Origin of the sequence: Dickeya dadantii NCPPB 898, from assembly GCF_000406145.1 — a bacterium.
Lineage (GTDB): Bacteria > Pseudomonadota > Gammaproteobacteria > Enterobacterales > Enterobacteriaceae > Dickeya > Dickeya dadantii.
Genome location: NZ_CM001976.1, coordinates 2364247 through 2383787 on the forward strand (window position 1 = coordinate 2364247; position 19541 = coordinate 2383787).

General features: G+C 51.1%; 22 protein-coding genes. 13 read left to right on the plus strand and 9 right to left on the minus strand.

From position 1 onward, the window contains the following. The first annotated feature begins 78 nt into the window (after positions 1-78). Both mlc and bioD read left to right on the plus strand, forming a co-directional pair. Entirely contained in the window at positions 79-1296 is a 1218-nt protein-coding gene (mlc, locus tag DDA898_RS10905; RefSeq protein ID WP_038901199.1) for a sugar metabolism global transcriptional regulator Mlc, read from the plus strand. Positions 1297-1484: 188 nt separating this feature from the next. Next, on the plus strand, positions 1485-2156 hold the full coding sequence (bioD, locus tag DDA898_RS10910) for a dethiobiotin synthase (RefSeq protein WP_013317926.1): 672 nt from the start codon (positions 1485-1487) through the stop codon (positions 2154-2156). Between the two features lie 242 nt (positions 2157-2398). Here bioD and DDA898_RS10915 read toward each other — a convergent pair whose 3' ends face one another. The 3 genes from DDA898_RS10915 to ydfG form a co-directional block, all read right to left on the minus strand. Next, positions 2399-2686 carry a DUF1161 domain-containing protein gene (locus DDA898_RS10915; RefSeq protein WP_038911214.1) on the minus strand — a complete coding sequence of 96 codons (288 nt, stop codon included), beginning with the start codon at positions 2684-2686 and terminating at the stop codon, positions 2399-2401. Between the two features lie 77 nt (positions 2687-2763). Next, positions 2764-3123 carry a DUF1283 family protein gene (locus DDA898_RS10920; protein WP_038911215.1) on the minus strand — a complete coding sequence of 120 codons (360 nt, stop codon included), beginning with the start codon at positions 3121-3123 and terminating at the stop codon, positions 2764-2766. A 275-nt stretch (positions 3124-3398) separates the two neighbouring features. Beyond that, positions 3399-4148, minus strand: a complete 750-nt coding sequence (ydfG, locus tag DDA898_RS10925) for a bifunctional NADP-dependent 3-hydroxy acid dehydrogenase/3-hydroxypropionate dehydrogenase YdfG (RefSeq protein ID WP_038902665.1) — start codon at positions 4146-4148, stop codon at positions 3399-3401. Between the two features lie 374 nt (positions 4149-4522). Between ydfG and DDA898_RS10930 the strand changes: the two genes are divergently transcribed. Then, entirely contained in the window at positions 4523-5293 is a 771-nt protein-coding gene (locus tag DDA898_RS10930) for a class I SAM-dependent methyltransferase (protein WP_038911216.1), read from the plus strand. Between the two features lie 31 nt (positions 5294-5324). Here the strand turns inward: DDA898_RS10930 and DDA898_RS10935 are convergent, their stop codons facing one another. Next, the gene (locus DDA898_RS10935) at positions 5325-6551 is read right to left on the minus strand and encodes a glycosyltransferase family protein (RefSeq protein WP_038911217.1); all 1227 of its coding nucleotides are present in this window, start codon (positions 6549-6551) and stop codon (positions 5325-5327) included. A 17-nt stretch (positions 6552-6568) separates the two neighbouring features. Next, positions 6569-7402, minus strand: a complete 834-nt coding sequence (locus DDA898_RS10940; RefSeq protein WP_038911219.1) for a mannosyl-3-phosphoglycerate phosphatase-related protein — start codon at positions 7400-7402, stop codon at positions 6569-6571. 260 nt (positions 7403-7662) lie between these two features. Between DDA898_RS10940 and DDA898_RS21740 the strand changes: the two genes are divergently transcribed. Next, positions 7663-8115: a GNAT family N-acetyltransferase gene (locus tag DDA898_RS21740; RefSeq protein ID WP_050570249.1), complete on the plus strand. Its 453-nt coding sequence runs from the start codon at positions 7663-7665 to the stop codon at positions 8113-8115. 215 nt (positions 8116-8330) lie between these two features. Here DDA898_RS21740 and DDA898_RS10950 read toward each other — a convergent pair whose 3' ends face one another. The 3 genes from DDA898_RS10950 to DDA898_RS10960 form a co-directional block, all read right to left on the minus strand. Continuing rightward, positions 8331-8804 carry a DUF2441 domain-containing protein gene (locus tag DDA898_RS10950; protein WP_038911220.1) on the minus strand — a complete coding sequence of 158 codons (474 nt, stop codon included), beginning with the start codon at positions 8802-8804 and terminating at the stop codon, positions 8331-8333. 73 nt (positions 8805-8877) lie between these two features. Further along, positions 8878-9882 (minus strand): acyltransferase, encoded by a 1005-nt coding sequence (locus DDA898_RS10955; protein ID WP_038911221.1) that lies wholly within the window; start codon positions 9880-9882, stop codon positions 8878-8880. Between the two features lie 329 nt (positions 9883-10211). Continuing rightward, positions 10212-10967: a LysR substrate-binding domain-containing protein gene (locus DDA898_RS10960; RefSeq protein WP_081639246.1), complete on the minus strand. Its 756-nt coding sequence runs from the start codon at positions 10965-10967 to the stop codon at positions 10212-10214. Between the two features lie 51 nt (positions 10968-11018). Here DDA898_RS10960 and DDA898_RS23900 point away from each other — a divergent pair, with 51 nt between their 5' ends. The 3 genes from DDA898_RS23900 to tehA all read left to right on the plus strand — a co-directional run bounded on the left by DDA898_RS23900 (position 11019) and on the right by tehA (position 13004). Beyond that, positions 11019-11378 carry an EamA family transporter gene (locus DDA898_RS23900; protein WP_201765893.1) on the plus strand — a complete coding sequence of 120 codons (360 nt, stop codon included), beginning with the start codon at positions 11019-11021 and terminating at the stop codon, positions 11376-11378. Further along, positions 11341-11715: an EamA family transporter gene (locus DDA898_RS23510; RefSeq protein ID WP_201765894.1), complete on the plus strand. Its 375-nt coding sequence runs from the start codon at positions 11341-11343 to the stop codon at positions 11713-11715. The genes DDA898_RS23900 and DDA898_RS23510 overlap by 38 nt, the downstream gene beginning before the upstream one ends. Positions 11716-12041: 326 nt before the next feature. Further along, the gene (gene tehA, locus DDA898_RS10970) at positions 12042-13004 is read left to right on the plus strand and encodes a dicarboxylate transporter/tellurite-resistance protein TehA (RefSeq protein ID WP_038909773.1); all 963 of its coding nucleotides are present in this window, start codon (positions 12042-12044) and stop codon (positions 13002-13004) included. Positions 13005-13147: 143 nt separating this feature from the next. Here the strand turns inward: tehA and DDA898_RS10975 are convergent, their stop codons facing one another. Beyond that, positions 13148-13666 carry a ClbS/DfsB family four-helix bundle protein gene (locus tag DDA898_RS10975; protein ID WP_038909824.1) on the minus strand — a complete coding sequence of 173 codons (519 nt, stop codon included), beginning with the start codon at positions 13664-13666 and terminating at the stop codon, positions 13148-13150. Positions 13667-14076: 410 nt separating this feature from the next. Here DDA898_RS10975 and DDA898_RS10980 point away from each other — a divergent pair, with 410 nt between their 5' ends. From DDA898_RS10980 to DDA898_RS11005, 6 genes are all read left to right on the plus strand, one after another. Then, positions 14077-14769: an expansin EXLX1 family cellulose-binding protein gene (locus DDA898_RS10980; protein WP_279629682.1), complete on the plus strand. Its 693-nt coding sequence runs from the start codon at positions 14077-14079 to the stop codon at positions 14767-14769. Between the two features lie 408 nt (positions 14770-15177). Beyond that, positions 15178-15843, plus strand: coding sequence for a DUF3313 domain-containing protein (locus tag DDA898_RS10985; RefSeq protein WP_038909774.1), 666 nt, complete (start codon positions 15178-15180; stop codon positions 15841-15843). A gap of 132 nt (positions 15844-15975) precedes the next feature. Next, entirely contained in the window at positions 15976-16605 is a 630-nt protein-coding gene (locus tag DDA898_RS10990) for a paraquat-inducible protein A (protein ID WP_038909775.1), read from the plus strand. Further along, complete coding sequence (locus DDA898_RS10995) at positions 16598-17218, plus strand: paraquat-inducible protein A (protein WP_038909776.1); 621 nt, start codon at positions 16598-16600, stop codon at positions 17216-17218. Before DDA898_RS10990 ends, DDA898_RS10995 begins: the two co-directional genes overlap by 8 nt. Next, positions 17215-18885: a PqiB family protein gene (locus DDA898_RS11000; protein ID WP_038909777.1), complete on the plus strand. Its 1671-nt coding sequence runs from the start codon at positions 17215-17217 to the stop codon at positions 18883-18885. The genes DDA898_RS10995 and DDA898_RS11000 overlap by 4 nt, the downstream gene beginning before the upstream one ends. A 2-nt stretch (positions 18886-18887) precedes the next feature. Next, a complete protein-coding gene (locus DDA898_RS11005; RefSeq protein ID WP_050570145.1) occupies positions 18888-19490 on the plus strand; it encodes a PqiC family protein in 603 nt (200 codons plus the stop codon). Positions 19491-19541 lie beyond the last annotated feature (51 nt).

Consider the following 19541-nt stretch of genomic DNA (forward strand, 5'->3'; position numbering starts at 1 on the left):
AGCCCCACCATAGCCTCAGTTTTTTATTTTACAGCGTAAAAAATACCGATTACGCCTATTCGCAGGAGCCGTTTCAGAGTGATTGTCAGTGGTCAGCCGGGACACATCGATCAGATTAAACAGATGAATGCAGGTGGCGTTTATCGGCTGATCGATGAAAATGGCCCCATCTCCCGCATTGAGTTGTCAAAACAGGCCCAGCTTGCTCCTGCCAGCATCACCAAGATTGTGCGCGAACTGATGGAAGCCCATCTGGTCCGGGAAACGGAGTATCAGGATATGGGCAGTCGCGGGCGCCCGGCTATCGGTCTGGTGTTGGATACCGAAGCCTGGCACTACCTGTCGGTACGGATCGGCAACCAGGTGATGACGCTGGCTCTGCGCGATCTCAGCGGCCATCTGGTTGTGGAAGAGCAGGTTGATTTACCGACGGAACATCCACAGTCGCTGCTTGACCGCATCCTGGCTGAAATCGACCAGTTTTTTATTCGTCATCAGCGCAAACTGGAGCGCCTGACGGCTATCGCCATCACCTCGCCGGGAATGGTGGATTCATCCACCGGTATCATCCATCGTATGCCGTTTTACGACGTGGAAGAGATGGCGATCGGCCCGGCACTGGAAAAGCGCACCGGCGTACCGGTCTATTTGCAGCATGATATCTGCGCCTGGACTATGGCGGAGGCGCTGTTTGGCGCGTCACGCGGTTGCCAGAACGTCATCCAGATTGTCATCGACCATAACGTGGGCGCCGGCGTCATTACCGGCGGCCGTATCCTGCATGCCGGTAGCCGAACACTGGTGGAAATCGGTCATACTCAGGTCGACCCTTACGGCAAACGCTGTTATTGCGGTAATCACGGTTGTCTGGAAACCGTCGCCAGCATAGAAAGCATGCTGGAACTGGCCCAACAGCGCCTGAAAGGGTCAATGAGTTCGCTACTGCACGGATCGCCGTTAACGGTAGAGTCGTTGTGCGACGCCGCGCTGAAGGGCGATCAACTGGCGAAAGATATCATTGTTGATGTCGGTAATAACGTGGGGCGGATTACCGCCATCATGGTTAACCTGTTCAATCCGGAAAAAATTCTGATCGGTTCACCGCTGAATCAGGCCGCCGATATCCTGTATCCCGCCATCATCGACTGCGTTCGCCGCCAGGCGTTGCCGGCCTATAGCCACCACCTGCAGGTGACGTCCACCCATTTCTACAATCAGGGGACCGTGCCTGGTGCTGCGTTGATCAAAGATGCGCTCTATAACGGCTCCTTGCTGATTAAACTGATGCAGGGCTAATCGTTAATCAATCGCGCAATATCAATATCGTGCAATATTCATGTACGCAAAGCGCGGTTTCCCGTTGACCGACAAAACATTGCGCTAACGCAAGCCGCTCCGGCGGCCCATCCCCTAGACTTTGGACTTCATCAGTAAGTTTTTTGAGGTTTATTTTTTCAGGTGGGGCCTGCCGGAGTGGTGTTTTCATGTTAAAGCGTATGTTTGTTACAGGAACGGATACAGCCGTAGGAAAAACGGTAGTGTCGAAGGCGTTATTACAGGCGCTGACGAAAACGGGCAAAACCGTAGTAGGTTATAAACCTGTAGCCAAGAGCTGTACGGAAACGGAAGAGGGGCTGCGTAACAAAGATGCGCTGGTGTTGCAGGAAGCGTCGTCTATCCCGTTGTCTTATCAGCAGGTTAATCCGGTGTCGCTGCAGGAAGATGAAATCAGCGCCAGTGAGCTGGAGATCAATTACTGTGCAATGACCGAAGGGCTAAACCAGCTCAGCGAATTGTCGGATATGGTGGTTGTCGAAGGCAGCGGTGGCTGGCGTACATTGATGAACGACATGCGAACCTATTCGGAATGGGTGGTTCAGGAACAACTGCCGGTCGTGCTGGTGGTCGGGATCAAACTGGGTTGCATCAACCATGCGCTGCTGACGGCGCAAGCCGTTATTAACGATGGGCTACCGCTGGTGGGCTGGGTGGCGAACCGCATCAATCCCGGTTTGGCCAACTATGCCGAAATCATTCAGGCTCTGCGCGAAAAAATCCCCGCGCCTCAACTGGGCGAATTACCGTATTTGCCCCGCGCCGAGCAGCGGGACCTGTCCGCGTACATTGACCTTTCCGCTATTAACCAGTCGTTCTAATCTGGCAAACATTCCCTGTTCCTTATCCCAAAGAGCAGGGTATTTTTATAACAACACCCGATTAACAACACCCGATTATCCGTACCTGCGCGCTCTTCACTCGACTGAATGAAGGGCAAAAAAGGGAGAACCCTGTCCCCCTTGTAATCACCAACCAGAGTCACCAACCACAGCGTTGGTATCAAGCCTTTGTATTTTTTAGCTGTTTCACTGCCATTGGCAACGCGTTTTTTAGAAACCGGTCAGCGAGATTTACCGGCCGGCGACGTAGGTTGAGACAACATATCGTTGTCATCCGACAGACGGATATAGACGATTTTTTGCGTATCCTGTTCGCAATGGCCAACAACCTGCCCGCCGTGCTGACTGACCTGATCATTAGGCACAATATCCAGCTCGAAACCCGATTCAGGTACACCGTTGGCGATAATCTTACGGGCGATATCATCACGAACACTTTCACAGGACGCTTGTGCCAGGAACGGTGTAAGCAGCAGTAACAACGCACCGGTCAGTATTGTTTTCTTCATCACATCCTCCTGTCGAGTCAACGGGTTTACCCGCCCAGCGTGAGCCGATAAACCCGTTGAAAGTATAGGTCAAAAAATCAAGGCGTTACTGGGCGGCCAGAGCGACGGTCAAGACAACGCGATGAACTGGGTTCCCAGTAAGCATTGAAGTTGGAACTGGCTTTGCATTTCTCTTCAAGCGCTTCGGCCATATCGGCCTTGTCAAAATCTCTGTCCGCCTTGTCGACGCGTTTTTCGAGATGCTTGTTGAGCTTATTACGCAAGGTGCGTGTTTCGTTCCAGTCTTCGCTGCTCTGACGCGCCGCTTCTTTGGATAACGCACTGTTGCCGTTATCAATAATGATATGTTGCGCGGCCTGTGCAGACTGCAAGAGACTCAAACTAAACAGCGATGAAGTAAGAAGAAGGAGTAGTAAGTTACGTGTTTTTTTCTGCATGTTTCACCCAGACAGGAATTCTGTAAATACGTTCGTTGTCATAACCAAGAATCATTACGTTGACTATAACATCCGCCGCCATAACCAAACTATAACCGACCCGAAATATTCAGGAATACGCCTTTGCCGTCCACACCCGGCAGCGCGGCTATATCCCTGAACAGGGTCACCCAATGAACAGCAAAGACCGAGTTTGATCTCTTAATCACCCCGCGCTGTTGGCGTACGGCGTGGCAATGGTTAACCGCTGCCGCGCCGAAATGCAAAGGCAGGGGTTACTCGTCGCGATTAACCTTCAGGCCGCCGTAGGTTTGGCTCACCGGCATCATTTCCAGCGTGTTGATGTTTACGTGAGCCGGCAGCGTCGCCACCCAGAATACCGCTTCCGTCACGTCTTCCGGCGTCAATGGGTTGGATTTGTCATAAGTCTGGCTGACCTTGGCATCATCCCCTTTGAAACGTACGGCAGAGAACTCGGTTCCCCCCACCAGACCCGGCTCGATATTGGTTACCCGCACCCGGGTACCAGACAGGTCGGCGCGCAGCCCCAGACTGAACTGGCGCACAAACGCCTTACTGGCACCGTAGACATTCCCACCCAGATAAGGCCAGTTGCCGGCAGTGGAGCCGATATTAATGATATGACCGACATTGCGCTTCACCATTTCCGGCAGCAGCGCATGGGTCATGAACACCAGCCCTTTATTGTTGGTATCGATCATGGTTTCCCAATCGCTGACGCTGGCTTTGTGCGCCGGCTCCAGCCCTAACGCCAAACCGGCGTTGTTGACCAGCACGTCAATATTGCGCCACTCGGCAGGCAGGGAGCCGATGGCCTGCTCGATAGCCTGTCGATCGCGCACATCGAGACGCAGCGTGAGAAGCGCCGCGCCAAACTCAGCTTTCAGAGCATCAAGACGTTCCTGGCGGCGGCCCGTGGCGATAACCTGATGACCTTCCTGAATAAACCGCCGGGTAATCGCTTCACCAAATCCCGCCGTTGCGCCGGTAACAAAAATAATCATGCGTTTTTCCTCTTTCATTCCTGACTGCAATTACTGACTGCAATGATCCTGAGCAACCCGATGACGCTGTGCCACTTACTCCGTGCCGCTTTATCGCAAAGAGCCCATCTCATCGTTCGCGGTGATACCACTATGACAATGAGCATACCTTAACCTTATCGCTATCTCTATGTCAGCATTGATCTTTTCGGGAAGCCTCGCAGGCGGGGTATCTCCTTGCTGTATTTTGCAAACATAACCTCGGGAAGGATCGCAGCCCGGCTAAAACAGGTTTGCCACCCGCGGTTTTTTCGCACTATATTGTTTTGTCGAGGTAATTGGTTTTTTGGGGCAATTATTGGCCTGGATATTGATAACACTGGTAAGGAATACTCATGGAAAGCAGCAAAAGTCACCAGCAGTCCGTCGAAAAACAGTTTGGCGAGCAAGCCAGCGCCTATCTGAGCAGTGCCGTTCACGCGCAGGGAGAGGATTTGGTCGAACTGGCTCGACGTCTGAAGGGTAAGAACCATGTCAGCGTGCTGGATTTGGGCTGCGGCGCCGGTCATGTCAGCTTTACCGTTGCCAGCCTGGTCGGCAACGTGGTGGCATGCGATTTGTCGCCGCGTATGCTGGATGTCGTCGCCAGCGCCGCGCAGGAAAAAGGCCTGACCAATATCCGGACGCAACAGGCGATGGCGGAATCCTTGCCGTTTGCTGACGATAGCTTTGACGTGGTGATCAGCCGCTATTCGGCCCATCACTGGCAGGATGTCGGGCAAGCCCTGCGGGAAGTGAAAAGGGTGTTGAAACCGGAAGGAGAAGCGATTCTCATGGATGTGATTTCACCTGGGCACCCGGTGCTGGATGTGTATCTGCAAACCGTAGAAATGCTGCGCGATACTTCACACGTACGTAACTATACGCCGGGTGAATGGCTGACGCTGCTGAGTGAGGCCGGGCTGACAGTGCGTTCATTGCAAACGTCGCGCCTGCATCTGGAGTTCCAGAGCTGGGTGACGCGCATGCGAACTCCTGAGCATTTTGTCACTGCCATTCGCGCTCTGCAGCAACAGATGTCTGCCGAAGTCACTCGCCATTATGACATTCGACAGGATGGCTCCTTCACCACCGATATTGCTTTTATCGTCGCCAGCCAGGGTTAAGTTTATCGCCCCGTCGGGGCGATACCTTGAGTCAAGCATCGTTCATTTCCTGATTATCTGCCTCAACGGCATCGTACAGCCGCTCCAGAATATCAGGGAATGCCGACTGAACCCGGTTCCAGCTGGGTACAAACGGTTTATCACCCGGACTTTCGCTGTAGGCCTGGCCCGACTGGGTAATGACATTGGCAAACAGTTCTACTGCCGATTCCTCGGTATGCCGGTCAAAATGCAGGCCGTTCATGCGCGCATCGTGTTCAAACGAATCGATCATATCCAGTGCGGTGCGGTAGTAGGTGGCGCGCAGCACCCGGAATGAATCGGTAGTGATATTGACGCCCTGAATCGCCAGTTTGCGGTACAGCGCTTTGGTGATGTCCATCGCCATACGCTGCAACCCGGAGCTGGGGTCGTTTTCTGATATCGGCTGATGTTTGTGATCATAGTTATCGGCAATATCCACCTGGCAGATACGACTGGTCGCCGTTCCCCGATGGATTTCCGACAGCATTCCGATTTCCAGCCCCCAGTCGCTCGGGATCCGTAAATTACGCAGTACATGGCTGCGCATGGCGAATTCGCCGGATAGCGGATAACGGAAACTGCGCATATAGTCGAGGTAATCCGAATTACCGTAAACGCTTTGCAGCGATTTCAGCAGCGGGAATACCAATAGCCTGCCAACACGACCGTTCAATTTTCCCTCGGCTACCCGGGCGTAGTAGCCTTTACAAAAGTCGTAATGAAAATAAGGGTTGGCGATCGGGTAGAGCAGGCGTGCCAGCATGGCGCGGTCATAGGTGACAATGTCACAATCATGCAGCGCAATACACGCGGTACGGCGCGACGCCAGAGTATAACCGACGCAAAACCAGACATTGCGACCTTTTCCCTGTTCCACCGGCGCCAGTTCCTTGTCTGCCAGTTCCTGGCTGAGCCGGGTCAGTCGAGGTCCGTCATTCCACAAAATGCGGTGCCGCTGTGGGAGACGGGAAAAGAATTGCCGGGCAAACAGAAACTGATCGCGGTCCGCCCGATCAAGCCCGATGACAATCTCAGATAGATAGGGAACCTGGGCCAGCATATCGACGATCTTGTCCAGCGCGGGTCCTTCCAGTTCGGAAAACAGGGAAGGGAGGATCAGCCCCATGCTGCTCTGACCAGAAAACACCTGCAGCTCGTATTCCAGTTCCTCTACACTGCGTCGGGTAAGATTATGAAAGTTGGTGATAATACCATCCTGATAAAACTCGCTCATGTTGCGCTCCCCCTTTGTCAATCAAGCAGTTCAACCCCATAACGGCTGAGAAAGTAGGTTAATCCTTCACTCCAGCCAGCCGGTCCGGTAGCCTGAGTGCGATAAGACTGACCACAATAACCAGGTGACAATGTCACTTTATCGCTAACCCGTCCCTTAATGATGACGGCATAGTCGGTTGCCTCCAGCAGTGAAATATCATTCGGTCCATCGCCTAAACCGAGGGTGACTGGCGAAGCATTACCAGTCGCGTCAATATGCCGCTTCAGCCAGTTCACGGCGGTGCCTTTACTGATGCCTTCATGCATCACGTGGAAAAAGCGGCCGCCCTCGGTCACCGACAAATGTTTTTGGACCAGACATGCCTTAAACATGTCGAGTGATGCCGCATTTCCTTGCCACAGCACGGGTTCTGACGCGGTGCGCTGGCGAGCCAGTGCCGCTTGCGACAGCGTTAGTCCGGTAGCTGCCGCCACGGCGGCATCGTCCATATCGGCAAAACCGTGGAACAGGAAACCGTACTGCTCGCGTAACGTCTGCAACTGCCGGCAAATGTCGGGATAGGTACGGTAAGTTGGCGGCGGCGATGTCGACGAACGCATTTGCCAGGATACCGGTAGCAGAATATGAGCGCCGTTTTCCGCGATGGCGGGCATGTCGTGCAATGCCAGCGCCTGCTGAATCGGCATAATTTCTGCCGCGGTTTTGCTTGTCGTGATGACTACCGGCACACGGTGAGACAGTAGCCGTCTCAGCCAAGGGCGAGCCTCATCCCAGCGATAGGTGTCGTGATCCAGCAGTGAACCATCAAGATCAGTAAAAATGACCCATTTTTTAGCCGATTCAGGCATTTCGTCTCCTATAAGCGCTCAACAGGTAGCGATTTATCCAGAGTACGGCACAAGACAAACTGACATGCGGATCGGGCAGGAAACGCTATTTGCCTGATTATTCTGATGAAAATGATTTGAGTGCTTTATTAAGCCTATGCGCAGATCACAGTTTTCGCAAATTCATCGCCAAAATGACCGTTGAAGTAAACTGCTGGTAAAAGATTAGGGCTGAGCATAAGGTAAAAGCTATTGATGGACTCAAGCTAAAGACATTTTCCATGACGATCAAGACGCAAGATCTGCGGCTAATCACGGCCAGTAAAACCGATTACCGATGGATAGAGGAGTTAAGCAGATCAAATATGATGGATAACTATCGGCGTTATGGCCTGATCTGGAATGGAGAACGTTACGGTAACTTACTGCATTCACTCGATGTATTGGTTATCTGTTCTCACCAACAGACCGCCGGTTTTGTCAGCCAGCTGATTGATAGCCAGGATTCGTTTTGCTTGATAAATGATTTGCAGCTTTACCCACAATGGCAAGAAAAAGGGATTGGGAAATGGGTATTAGAACAAATCGAAGGGCGAGTACAACAGCAGGGGTTAAAAAGCCTTCGCATTTGTGTCTTTCGGGATAACCCGGCCAAAGGCCTTTACCAGCGTCATGGGTTCAGGCAAGTCAGTGAATCGACGGAGATCCTCAGGCTGGAAAAAACATTAAGTTGATTGACCAGCCCGAACGCCAGAACCCGCCTGATCTCATCTTGGTTCGCATAATGTATATTATGTTAAATTGCTAACTGACAGCATACGGCTGAACCTCTTAAAAGCCATTAGCCCACTATTTTGACGACTGTCATCACCCCTTCCAGCAGGATCTCTCTTTCTGGATTGCGATGTGGAATTCCGCTCCAGTATTTCTGTGCGGCCGCGCGTAGTTCCTATAATGAACTTGATTCAGTGCTCAGGTGTCGGCCATCAGCCTCGCAGAGATTACCATCCACTTTCACTTCCACAATGCGTGAAGGCCCTGGTTTATTCAGGCGTTTATACCAGTAGTATGCGTCTTCGAGATTGTCAGTTAACCATATACAGCGTGTTCGGGATGGGTGGTCAGCGAACTGTTCTCGCCGCACGTTCTCAAACTCCATCTCTCTGAGTAGGCGAATATACGTATCAATAACGTTGTGAAAATTACTCGCCAGTTCTTCGCTTGAGAAACGTTTAACGTCATGACTACAGAGAAATTCTTTGAGCCTGCGATCTTGCCTGCATACTGGAATCACATGATGAATATCACATATTTGCTCATAGTAAGGATTGAAGGACAGGCTGTTGGTACTGATAGTTTGCCCTATTTCAAGGAGTTTCTTACCTGCAGATTGATAGCAAGTGTCGATGTGGAAATATTGCATTCAAAATCTCATGTTGTTTGTATTCCGAGTACTACACTTCACCAGCCAGTATTACACGTCGGGATTCCTAAAATCACACCACTCTTCTTAAGTAAGGGACCTTCTTTATCAAAAAAACCGAAGCGATGCAGCACAAGAAAACGATAATGGACAGCAGTGGTATTGAAATGATGGAATAGTCAACCCATCGCCTTGCAGCCAGATAGTAAAAAACCTCAATAAAAATAGGATGAATCAAATAAACACCCAGGCTAATATCAGATAAGAATTTTAATTTATCGTTGTGGGATTTATTCAAGTGGGACAGTTTCAAAATCCACATAAAAGAAACAGACATGAGTATAACATTGAAACTTAAATAGTTATAAAAATAGAGGCCAACTTCTTTTCCTGAAAAAGACGATAATAAATAGCAACCTGCAGAAGTCAAAATCAGTGAAATTAAAAACAAAGCAATATAAATAGAAATGGGTTTGGCTGTGCGTTTTCTGGCGATCAAGTGGCCAAGAATGTAATACGGAATATAATAAATGAACTCACCGATAAACAAGAAATCATCATTTCCGGTAAAAAAATTGTACATATCACTTAAGGAGCAACACACAAACATCAGGAAAATAAAAAACAATAGCCTCTCTTCGCTTGTGTTGGTCACTAAAGTTTTAACAAGTGGAGTGAATACATACAGTCCTATTATCATATACAAAAACCACATGTGATAATAAGGCCTTCCATTCATAATATTTTTTAGTATATCCCCTTCCCCTCCGCCATTGAATTTAGCCTTCCCTATACTCCATAAAATAAAGAAAAAAGACCAAAACAACAACGGAACCAGTATCTTTCCTATCCTTTTCTTGTAAAAACCGGATAGGTTGTCGACTTTTTCAGGGGAAAGTAATAGCGCCCCGCTAATCATAATGAAAACCGGAACACACCAGCGAACTAATGAGTCATATAAATTCCCAACCCACCAGGGAAAAGTCCCAAGATCGGCCAGAGCCACGGTATAAGCAGAGAGATGCAAAACAATAACAGCGAAAGTTGACACGATTCTAGCTATATAGAGCCATTCCATTCTATTATGTTCTCTTTGTTATATTTCTTATAAAATAATCAACAGTATATTATGTTTTATAGATAATAATTAGAATCTATCCCAACTAATAAACGGTCATTGGCGTAGCCGGCTTATACCTAAATAGCACATTTTAACGGACAAGGGGATTGTCCGGAACAATGGACGAACGTAAGGAGTAACCCGGAATATGTAAAGATATCGAGGATTACCCAGGTTAAAGAGTGACAATTAAAATAATCCTAACGGGATAATAGCTTAATCATATCACAGTAAAAATAGCATTCCACGCATAAAACACGCTATGACATTATAAAAGAAATTTTGCCCTAATGGTTTGTGAGCAAGGCGTCATCGATTTCTGGTTGACTACAGCTCAACACTGCCTGACGCAGCCAGTGATGGGTCGCGTCATTTTCACTGCGGACATGCCATCCTTGCTGATAGGCAAAACGGGAAAGCTTCAGCGGCGGAGTAAACTGGTGCAAGGCGTTGTGCCGCTGTATGTGCTCCACCGTCCGGCTGGCAACGGTGAGAATCAGATCGGTGCCGACCAAGAGTTCGGCCGCCGCTCCCCAATGGGGCAACACGACGGCGATTCGCCGTTCCAGGCCGATTAACGCCAATGCTCTTTCAATTTCATCATTGGAGTCCGGGCGCAGGGCCACCAATATGTGCGGGCGCCGTAACCACTCTTCCAGCGATAACCCACCATCGACAGGCAGTGTTGACTTGTCCGCCACACTGATATAACCGTCGGAGAACAGCGTTTGCACCCGAATGTGATCCGGCGCATCCGGGAACAATCCCAACGCTAAATCCAGCTCCCCATCCGTCAACTGCACCAACATCGCATCACGGTTAACCTGGCTGACGGCCAGATCCAGACCCGGTGCGAACTCGCGAACATGTCGCGCCAGCCGGGGTAACACAATGCGCGTCGCGTAGTCCGACATCGCAATCCGGAAACGACCGCGGGCCTGAGACGGATCAAACGCCATCGAGCCACCCAACAGGCCGTTCAGGCTAGTCAGGGCGTCATGTAACGGCTGCATCAATGCCTTGGCGCGAGCCGTCAGCACCATTTTGCCGCCGCGTCGTACCAGTAACGGATCCTCGAACCTGCGGGTATTGCATTGCTTCTCATCGTTCGGCGCTTACCTTCTGGCAAGTGGTGGTGGCGTTCTGCCGTGCTTGGTTCCCTGAGTATGGGGCTGTTCTTCCTTCTACTTTATATCGCTGCCCAGCGATTACCTTCGAGCATTGCCGCCTCCATCGGCGCGCTCAGCCCACTGGTGTTTGCAGGTGTTGCCTGGTTACTAATGGGCGAGCGTGTCAACGCCCGATTTCTGGGCGGCGCGGCCCTTGGAATTATCGGTATCTTATTGATTGTGGGGGCTAAGGGGGGAGGCAATCGATGCTGTAGGGGTAGCTGCTTCATTTGGGGCGATTATTCTAATGGCGATTGGTGCCGTACTAGGCAAACGATGGGGTGACGGTACGCCAGTCCTTGCAACAACGGCATGGCAGCTCATGGCCGGTGGTGTAGAACTACTCATTGTCGCCATTCTGGCAGAAGGTGCCCCGCCTGCAGTTAGTAGCAGCGAGCTCATCGCCTTCACCTATATCAGTTTGATTTCAACTGCTTTCAGCTATGCTTGCTTGTTCGCCGGGTTTCGGTATTTGGGGGCCGGCACGGTTGGACTTGTCGGACTATTAAGCCCAGTTACCGGTGTGCTGATGGGGGTTACTCTTGCCTCGGAATCGCTGACGATGACTCAAAGTTTGGGTATCGGCTTGGTACTTTTTAGCATCGTATTAGCGCAAAGTTAGGGTAATGCCAGTCAGTTAAACCGCTGACTGGCTTTTTTATGCGTCAGCTGATTTTCATGTGCAGGCAGTGAGCCTGGCGTAAACGATATTCGTATTTATCGTCTATTTTTCAGCATTTGTTATTTTCAAGTTATAACAAAAAGTTAGCCGATGAGTTCCTTTCGCAAGAGATAGACATTCGTTGATAACTATATGAGTATACCCGCCCATAACTGGACGGCGTTTTGAACACCGGCAAGAAAGCGATAAATAATGGCCTCTTCCTGACCTCATGAATGCTGCATCAATAAATATTTTAATAATTTTGAATTTTCAGGAGACTGGTGATGAACAACTCACACATTAACCTCCCCGCTGGTTACTTTGGCATCGTCCTTGGCATCATTGGATTGGGATTTTCCTGGCGGTTCGCGGCGACTATCTGGCCCGTCACAACCATACCCGCTAATACCCTCATCTTTCTGGCAATAATCATATGGGCGCTCTTGATGTTGGCGTTGATTATAAGAATGCTCCGGCATGCCGACAGCCTTCTTCAGGAGATAAGACACCCGCTCAAAAGCAGTTTTGTGAGCCTGGCGCCGGCGACGTCGATGCTTGTCGCGATAGGGATTGCGCCATGGAATCACCCGATAGCTCTCGGCCTTTTCCTGATTGCTGTCGCTATCCAACTCACCTACTCAGCCTGGCAAACAGCAGGATTATGGAAAGGGAAACATCCCAGAGAAGCCACTACGCCGGGGCTGTATCTTCCAACCGTCGCGAATAATTTTATCAGTGCGATGGCATGTGGGGCGCTGGGGTTCCAGGATGTCGGGATCCTGTTTCTTGGGGCCGGGATTTTTTCCTGGCTTAGCCTTGAACCCGCAATTCTGAGTCGGTTACGAAATCTTGATGAAATGTCCCCAGCCGTACGGACGTCGCTCGGCATTCAGATGGCTCCGGCTTTTGTGGCCTGCAGCGCCTGGTTAAGCGTGAATGGCGGCCAGGCGGATGTTTTTGCTAAATTATTGTTCGGTTATGGCCTGTTACAGATGCTGTTTATGATAAGGCTGATTCCCTGGTACTGTTGTCAGCCATTTAACCCCTCATTCTGGAGTTTCTCATTTGGTGTCGCGTCATTGGCGACAACGTCCATCCGACTGGGGAATGCTGTACCGGGCGGAGCATTATACTGGATATCATTCCCGTTATTTATTGCCTCTAATCTGGTTATCGTACTCCTTATGATAAAAACAGCGTCTCTTTTATTCAGCGGGAAATTAATCATCAGGGAAAACAGTAATTGACCCCCTATTTTCCCCGCGCTTAAAAATCACAATGGCCTGATGCGATAATACGGTATGAAAAAGAGTCTTCCGCTATCCGGGTGGAAGGCTCCTGATCTGATGTTTAACTGCCATAATGGAACATCACCGTCAATTTGAGATGTTCACTTTAAACGCAGGTGATTGTTCTTTGCCCACTGCCTTAATCTCCCATTAGCATTGGCATAGGGTGATGACGTGTTCAATGAGATCATACGTCCCATTGTCCATTTGCCATACCATGGCTTGCCATACAGATCTTCATCAGTGCGCTCGTCAATCAGCCTCACTATTTCGTCTTTTACCGACTGAAGGTTATTGATTAACGTCTGGTAATTTAATCCTTTGTAATCAAAGTAAAATTTCTGCGCCAGAAGCCCGAGCTGATTCCACTTGTAACCGGTTTCTGGGAAATCAACAGGTTGCCCTGTTGCGTCACCGCTAATCCATTTTACAACCAGAGTGTTCCATCCCAGCAAATACGAAACAAGCTCACAAACACTCATCTCCGTGCCTTTTGCATGGCCATCCAGCGATTTATCCGCAGTGAGCTCTGGCGGAATCGCATTGAGGTAACCGATTAATTTCGTGAAATTTTTATCAATAGCGAAAAGTAGTTCGGATTTTGTTTGTGGCACGCCCATCAAGAACGCCCTCTCAGTTTTAAAAAAGATGCCGGTGTGGTGTCTGGAAAACAATCAATTATGACCCACCTGCCACTACAGGGGAAGCACCATAAAAAACACCGGTTCGGATCGATAAAACGCAACGGTCAGGCTGGTGAGGAATAATTCTGGTCGTTGCCATAAAATTCCCATCAGTTCTCAATTGAATATATGGATATCATTGCGTTACATCACATTATTTCCCATTTATTCCTCCCGGATTTATATTTAATCCACACAATGACGAATAATTTCTTTTTCTATGATGAATCGTTGTCTTTAATTTTTTTAGGATTTATCTTATTCACTGAAATATAAATATTACACAATGTTTAATGTGAAGCGGGATGTGCTTCTCATCTTACATCAAATAATATATGGACATGACTATGATGACATTCAAAAAGGCTTTATTAATATCTTCACTGTTATTACCTCTGGCCCATAGTGCCCAGGCTGCCTGGGAACTTGGCGATATCTGCTACGGCTATGCGACTGCCACGGGTTCAGGTTATTCCGGCGGCGCTTTATTATTGGACCCAATCCCTGCCAATATGGAGATAACCGCGTTAAACAGAGCGCAACTGGACTATAAAGGAGTTAAAGCGGCGCTCGCCGGCGCTTATCTCAAAGTTACCGGGCCTAAGGGAAGTACAACGGTGTATGTCACTGACTTATACCCTGAAGGCGGCGATTGTGCACTGGATCTATCATTCAATGCGTTCGAGAAAATTGGTAATTTGCAGGATGGTAAAATTAATATCCAATGGGAATTAGTAAAGGCACCGATAAGCGGTAATGTGGTGTACAGAGTTAAAGAAGGATCTAATCCTTATTGGGCTGCAGTACAATTCAGAAATGTCAAATATCCGATTATTGGGATGAAGTATCTGCGAGGCAATCAGTGGGTCAGTGCGCCAAAAACAGATTACAATCATTTTATTTTGGAGTTCGTTGGTAAAAATGATATTCCGATCGAATTTACCGATCTCAAAGGTAATATCTTAAGCGATACGCTCCCGCCGATGTCAGACAGCACGTCGTCCGCCTATTTGATCACCGGAAAAGTACAACTGCCTTAATTTCTATGATGACAGGATACTGAGCAAATAAGAGTTACCGGTGATACCGGTAGCTCTTTCCTCTCTCCTCTGGCCCTCTTCGCTTTTTCCACTAAACCGCCCACGTTTTGCCTGCAAACTGGTTTTATCCACTCCGTGTTTTTCGTCAACGCGGGCGCTGCCTGCTGACACACCTCGCCTGCCCCCAGATAGCCAACGCCATGCTGAGTGCCCGCAACATTCCCTTGACAGGCCTTAAATGTCAATGCAAAACTATACCGTACGGTTTAGTTAATGTGTTGGCGTTAGCTCACCCGGTAAGTGGGGTTAATCAGAAGGCTAACGCCGTATAGAGAAGGTTTCCGCCTTCACCAGGGAAGTCAGTGTTACGTCACTCAACAATAAGTTCTTTATCACAGGATACGTCAAATGAAAGCATTCGCACGGGCCGCCCAGCCAGCCATCGTGACCCTCGCCATCTTTTTGGCCGGTTGTTCTGGTAGCCAGCAACCCTTACGCTACACCGGTATTGGTTCATCAGCCCAGTTGACCCCTAACAGCGGTGATGCATCCGACCGAATCCCCTTCAAGTACGCCGCGCCGGTTGACTGGAAAAAGTACAACAGCATTATCATTGAGCCTGTCGTGGTGTATTCAGGCAGCGACAATCAGTTTGGCGACCTGTCCGTGTCTGACAGGCAACAACTTGCCGCCTATATGCAAACAAAGTTCGAAGAGGCGCTGCGCCCACGCTTCAGGCAGGCGACAGCATCTGCGCCGGATGCTTTACGTCTGAAACTGACGCTTACCGGTGCCGAAACCACGACGCAAGTGGTAGGGACATTCACCAAGTTCGACCTTGCCGGCGGCCCTTACAACATCGTGCAATCTATTCGTGGCAAAGAGGGCATGTTCAGCGGTTCGGTGAGTTATGCTGTCGAGATCTACGACTCTACTTCCAATCGCTTGCTTCATGCCTATGTCGCTAAGCAATACCCGAACGCCATGAACGTTTCTGCCACCATTGGCTCATTGAGCGCGGCAGAAGTCGGGATCGATAAAGGTGCAGACGAGCTGGCCGGCATACTGAAATAAGCGATCCCCGTTGACCGGCCGAGTCGCCTGTAAGGCGTCACCGCGGGCATACCGGTAAATGTTAAAAACAACAGATAACCGAAAGCCGGTTATCTGTTTCCCCCCTTATCTTGCTGAGTATTGTCCACCGCGATGAAAAGCTACCCGTATTTAATCGCCTGCCCACACTGCGGTGGCGTGTATCGCCTCCGCCCGCTGGTCGGCAACGATGTCGCGCAATGTGTGCGCTGTCTGGCCATTCTTTATCGCTCCTCGTCGATGGACCCGGCACGTTTGCTTCCGCTGGCTTTTGCTTCCGCCATCACCTTTCTGATGGCTAATGCCTGGCCTGTCATGACGGTGAGTTTTCATGGATTAACCCATAACGTGACGCTCTGGCAATCCATGTGGTCGCTTGCTCAGGGTGATACCGCCCTTCTGGCGTGGTGCGCGGTGCTGTTCCTTATTCTTGCCCCTTCTTTACAAATCATGCTGTTAACCTGGATTTTGTTGTTCGCAAGCGCCCGCCGGCGGGCACCGGGCTTTATCGCCATCATGAAAACGCTGAGGTGGTTACGCCCCTGGAACATGATGGAAGTGGGTCTGCCCGGTTTTTTGGTCGCGGCGGGGAAACTGTCCGGTCTGCTGGATGTCTCTGTCGAGCCCGGAGGGTGGTTTCTGGTGGCTTCATTGATACTGGTTTTTATCATTACCCGTCAGGAGAATCGTTGGCTGTGGGCGCTTGGCGCGACCGTTCATCACGGAAAGGCGCATCATGCATAAAGTGCCGTCAGCCCGTCAGATGAATGTCTGCGATTGCCCGGTTTGCGGGCTGGTTTTCGACGCACCGGCGGCGGATGACCGTAACGCCCGTTGCCCACGTTGCCACACCCGGTTTGATGCACATTCCCCAGGCAGCACCGCCCTGTCGTGGGCTCTGCTGCTTGCCGCCCTGATTTTTTACATTCCGGCCAATACCCTACCGGTGATGCACACCAGCCAGCTCGCCAGCGGCGGCGAAAGCACGATTATGTCTGGCGTCGTCGACTTCTGGCAGCATGGCTCGTATGGCATTGCCCTGATCATATTTGTTGCCAGCGTGGTGATCCCTTGCATGAAGTTCCTGTCCCTGATACTCCTGCTGGTCACCGCTCGTCGGAAAAGCGCTTGGGCAAGACGCGAACGCACCCGGCTCTATCGCATAACGGAATGGATCGGCCGCTGGTCCATGCTGGATGTGATTGTCGTGGCAGTGGTGTGCAGCCTGGTTCGCTTTCATTCGCTGGGCGAAGCGGAACCCCGCCCCGGCATCCTGTTTTTTGGACTGGTGGTTATCCTGACCATGCTCTCCGCCATGAGTTTCGATCCGCGTTCGATCTGGGAGGAGGAGCAATGAATCCGATGTTACCGGGTGAGATCACCGCCATTCGCCGCAGCTGGCGTCATGCCGCTATCTGGTTCGTCCCGGTTATCGCGCTGGCGATCAGCCTCGCTATGCTGGTTCAGTCTCGCCTGTCCGCCGGTCCTGACATCACCCTTTCCTTTCGCAGTGCGACAGGGCTTGAAGCCGGTAAAACCACGGTTAAATACAAAGACGTCACGGTCGGAATAGTAAAAGATATCGTTATTAACGATGACGGTTCCCGTGTTCTGGTCAGGGTGCAACTGAACAAAAGCGCAGAGAATCTGGCGCGCAGCGGCTCACGGTTTTGGGTAGTCAGGCCACGCGTGGGGATGAGCGGCGTCAGCGGCATTGATACCCTGTTATCCGGCGCCTATATCGGCGTGGATAAAGGCTATTCATCGGAAACCCGGCGCGAATTTACCGGTCTGGAAACCCCGCCCGCCATTATCAATGACATGCCAGGGAGCCATTTTGTCATCGACGCCGACGATTTGGGGTCGTTGGATATCGGCTCGCCGATTTACTACCGCCGGGTACAGGTGGGACGTCTTGCTTCTTATCATCTGAAAGAAGACGGCCGTGGCGTCAGTTTACAGGTTTTCATCGATGCGCCTTATGACCGACTGGTGCAGCCTGACACCCGTTTCTGGAATGTCAGCGGCGTCGACCTATCCGTCGGTGCCAACGGCTTTCGCCTGAAAACGCAGACCGTGGCTGCGGTGCTGGCCGGCGGCATCGCGTTTGCCACCCCGGAGAGCAATAAAGATAGCGATAAAACGCCGGCGATTAACTCCCCCGTCAGCTATCGATTGGCACCGGATCAGGAGTCCGCCATGTCGGCGCCGGATGGGCAGGCGATTCCATTCCGGCTTCGGTTTGAACGTGCGTTACATGGGCTGGACATCGGCGCGCCGGTAGAATTTTCCAGCGTCACCATTGGTCGGGTTACGGCTATCACGCTGGATTATAATCCCACTGGCTATCGTTTCCCGACGATCGTGGATGTTGAGGTCTACCCCGCTCGTCTGGGAAATTTGCTGGATAAACTGCCCGGTTCATCGCCATCTGAATCCCCTTCGCCCGCAGAAACAGTGAACAAAGCCGCCCTGTTCACCCGTGACCTTGTCGCCCACGGCCTGCGGGCCCAGGCGGTTCCCGGCAACCTGTTGACCGGGCAACTGTATGTTTCATTCGATTTTGTGCCTGATGCCCCCAACGTCCGCTTTAATCCAAACGCCCGCCCCATCGAATTACCGACCGTCAGCGGCGGGCTGGATAAACTGCAAGCGCAATTGGGCGGTATCGTCGCCAAAGTTAACAACATGCCGCTGGAGTCTATCGGCAATAACCTGAACAACACCCTGGTTGAATTGAACAAGACGCTGCGGTTGGTCAATAACCAGACCTTGCCGACCGCCAACAGCCTGATGAAACAAACGCAACTGACGACGGAAAACGCCCAGGAACTCATCGCGGAAGACTCGCCATTGCTGATTCATTTCACTCAGACGTTACAGGAAGCAAGCCGGACGCTGCGCACCCTACGCGAGTTTACGGAGCAACTGGAGCGTAACCCGGAGTCGCTACTGCGTGGACGCTCATCGGATTCAGCCCCTAACGCAGCGGATGACCGTTCTGCTTCCCCCAAAGGAAAATAGCCATGAGATTGATACTGCCGCTGCTCACTGTCATTGTGGCGCTGACGCTACCGGCCTGCCGCTCCCCGCAGGTTCGCTACCATACGCTACTTCCCCCGACCGCCGGTGCGGTATCGCCCCCGGCGCCATTCGCGATTGAGGTATTACCGGTCGATGTACCGGCGCAGGTGGACCGACAGCAGGTGGTGATTCGCACTGGTCAGGACGGCGCCATGATCCTTGACGGCGATCGCTGGCTGAGTCCGCTAAGCGATGAGATTCACACGGCGCTGTCATCACTGCTGGCTCAGCGGCCGGGGGCCTCTAATGCATCTGGGCAGCCGCTGCCGCGCGATATCCCTGTACTGCGGGTCCGCATGCAGATTCGGCGTTTTGACAGCTGGCCCGGTCAGTTCGTCTCGCTCGACGCCGACTGGAGCCTGACCGCCAAAAGCGGGGATAAGCACCTCAAACTGTCTTGCCGCAGCCAGTTGACGGAAAGCGCCGCCGGCGATCTCACGCAACTGTTTTCTGCCTGGCAGAAGATTATTGAGCGAGTCGCGACACAGATGGCGGAAACCGCCCGGCAATGGCAACAAGATGGGAATATGGCGTGTCAATCGTGAAACGGAAAAGCGACGTGTAAACAAACAGAGGATACGTCGATCAGAGGATAC

What these genes read in the sequence shown, in the direction of transcription:
- bioD (WP_013317926.1), top strand. Translation starts at nt 1,485, where the DNA reads ATGTTAAAGCGTATGTTTGTTACAGGAACGGATACAGCCGTAGGAAAA.
- DDA898_RS10915 (WP_038911214.1), bottom strand. Translation starts at nt 2,686, where the DNA reads ATGAAGAAAACAATACTGACCGGTGCGTTGTTACTGCTGCTTACACCG.
- DDA898_RS10920 (WP_038911215.1), bottom strand. Translation starts at nt 3,123, where the DNA reads ATGCAGAAAAAAACACGTAACTTACTACTCCTTCTTCTTACTTCATCG.
- ydfG (WP_038902665.1), bottom strand. Translation starts at nt 4,148, where the DNA reads ATGATTATTTTTGTTACCGGCGCAACGGCGGGATTTGGTGAAGCGATT.
- DDA898_RS10930 (WP_038911216.1), top strand. Translation starts at nt 4,523, where the DNA reads ATGGAAAGCAGCAAAAGTCACCAGCAGTCCGTCGAAAAACAGTTTGGC.
- DDA898_RS10935 (WP_038911217.1), bottom strand. Translation starts at nt 6,551, where the DNA reads ATGAGCGAGTTTTATCAGGATGGTATTATCACCAACTTTCATAATCTT.
- DDA898_RS10940 (WP_038911219.1), bottom strand. Translation starts at nt 7,402, where the DNA reads ATGCCTGAATCGGCTAAAAAATGGGTCATTTTTACTGATCTTGATGGT.
- DDA898_RS21740 (WP_050570249.1), top strand. Translation starts at nt 7,663, where the DNA reads ATGACGATCAAGACGCAAGATCTGCGGCTAATCACGGCCAGTAAAACC.
- DDA898_RS10950 (WP_038911220.1), bottom strand. Translation starts at nt 8,804, where the DNA reads ATGCAATATTTCCACATCGACACTTGCTATCAATCTGCAGGTAAGAAA.
- DDA898_RS10955 (WP_038911221.1), bottom strand. Translation starts at nt 9,882, where the DNA reads ATGGAATGGCTCTATATAGCTAGAATCGTGTCAACTTTCGCTGTTATT.
- DDA898_RS10960 (WP_081639246.1), bottom strand. Translation starts at nt 10,967, where the DNA reads ATGGTGCTGACGGCTCGCGCCAAGGCATTGATGCAGCCGTTACATGAC.
- DDA898_RS23510 (WP_201765894.1), top strand. Translation starts at nt 11,341, where the DNA reads ATGGCGATTGGTGCCGTACTAGGCAAACGATGGGGTGACGGTACGCCA.
- tehA (WP_038909773.1), top strand. Translation starts at nt 12,042, where the DNA reads ATGAACAACTCACACATTAACCTCCCCGCTGGTTACTTTGGCATCGTC.
- DDA898_RS10975 (WP_038909824.1), bottom strand. Translation starts at nt 13,666, where the DNA reads ATGGGCGTGCCACAAACAAAATCCGAACTACTTTTCGCTATTGATAAA.
- DDA898_RS10980 (WP_279629682.1), top strand. Translation starts at nt 14,077, where the DNA reads ATGATGACATTCAAAAAGGCTTTATTAATATCTTCACTGTTATTACCT.
- DDA898_RS10985 (WP_038909774.1), top strand. Translation starts at nt 15,178, where the DNA reads ATGAAAGCATTCGCACGGGCCGCCCAGCCAGCCATCGTGACCCTCGCC.
- DDA898_RS10990 (WP_038909775.1), top strand. Translation starts at nt 15,976, where the DNA reads ATGAAAAGCTACCCGTATTTAATCGCCTGCCCACACTGCGGTGGCGTG.
- DDA898_RS10995 (WP_038909776.1), top strand. Translation starts at nt 16,598, where the DNA reads ATGCATAAAGTGCCGTCAGCCCGTCAGATGAATGTCTGCGATTGCCCG.
- DDA898_RS11000 (WP_038909777.1), top strand. Translation starts at nt 17,215, where the DNA reads ATGAATCCGATGTTACCGGGTGAGATCACCGCCATTCGCCGCAGCTGG.
- DDA898_RS11005 (WP_050570145.1), top strand. Translation starts at nt 18,888, where the DNA reads ATGAGATTGATACTGCCGCTGCTCACTGTCATTGTGGCGCTGACGCTA.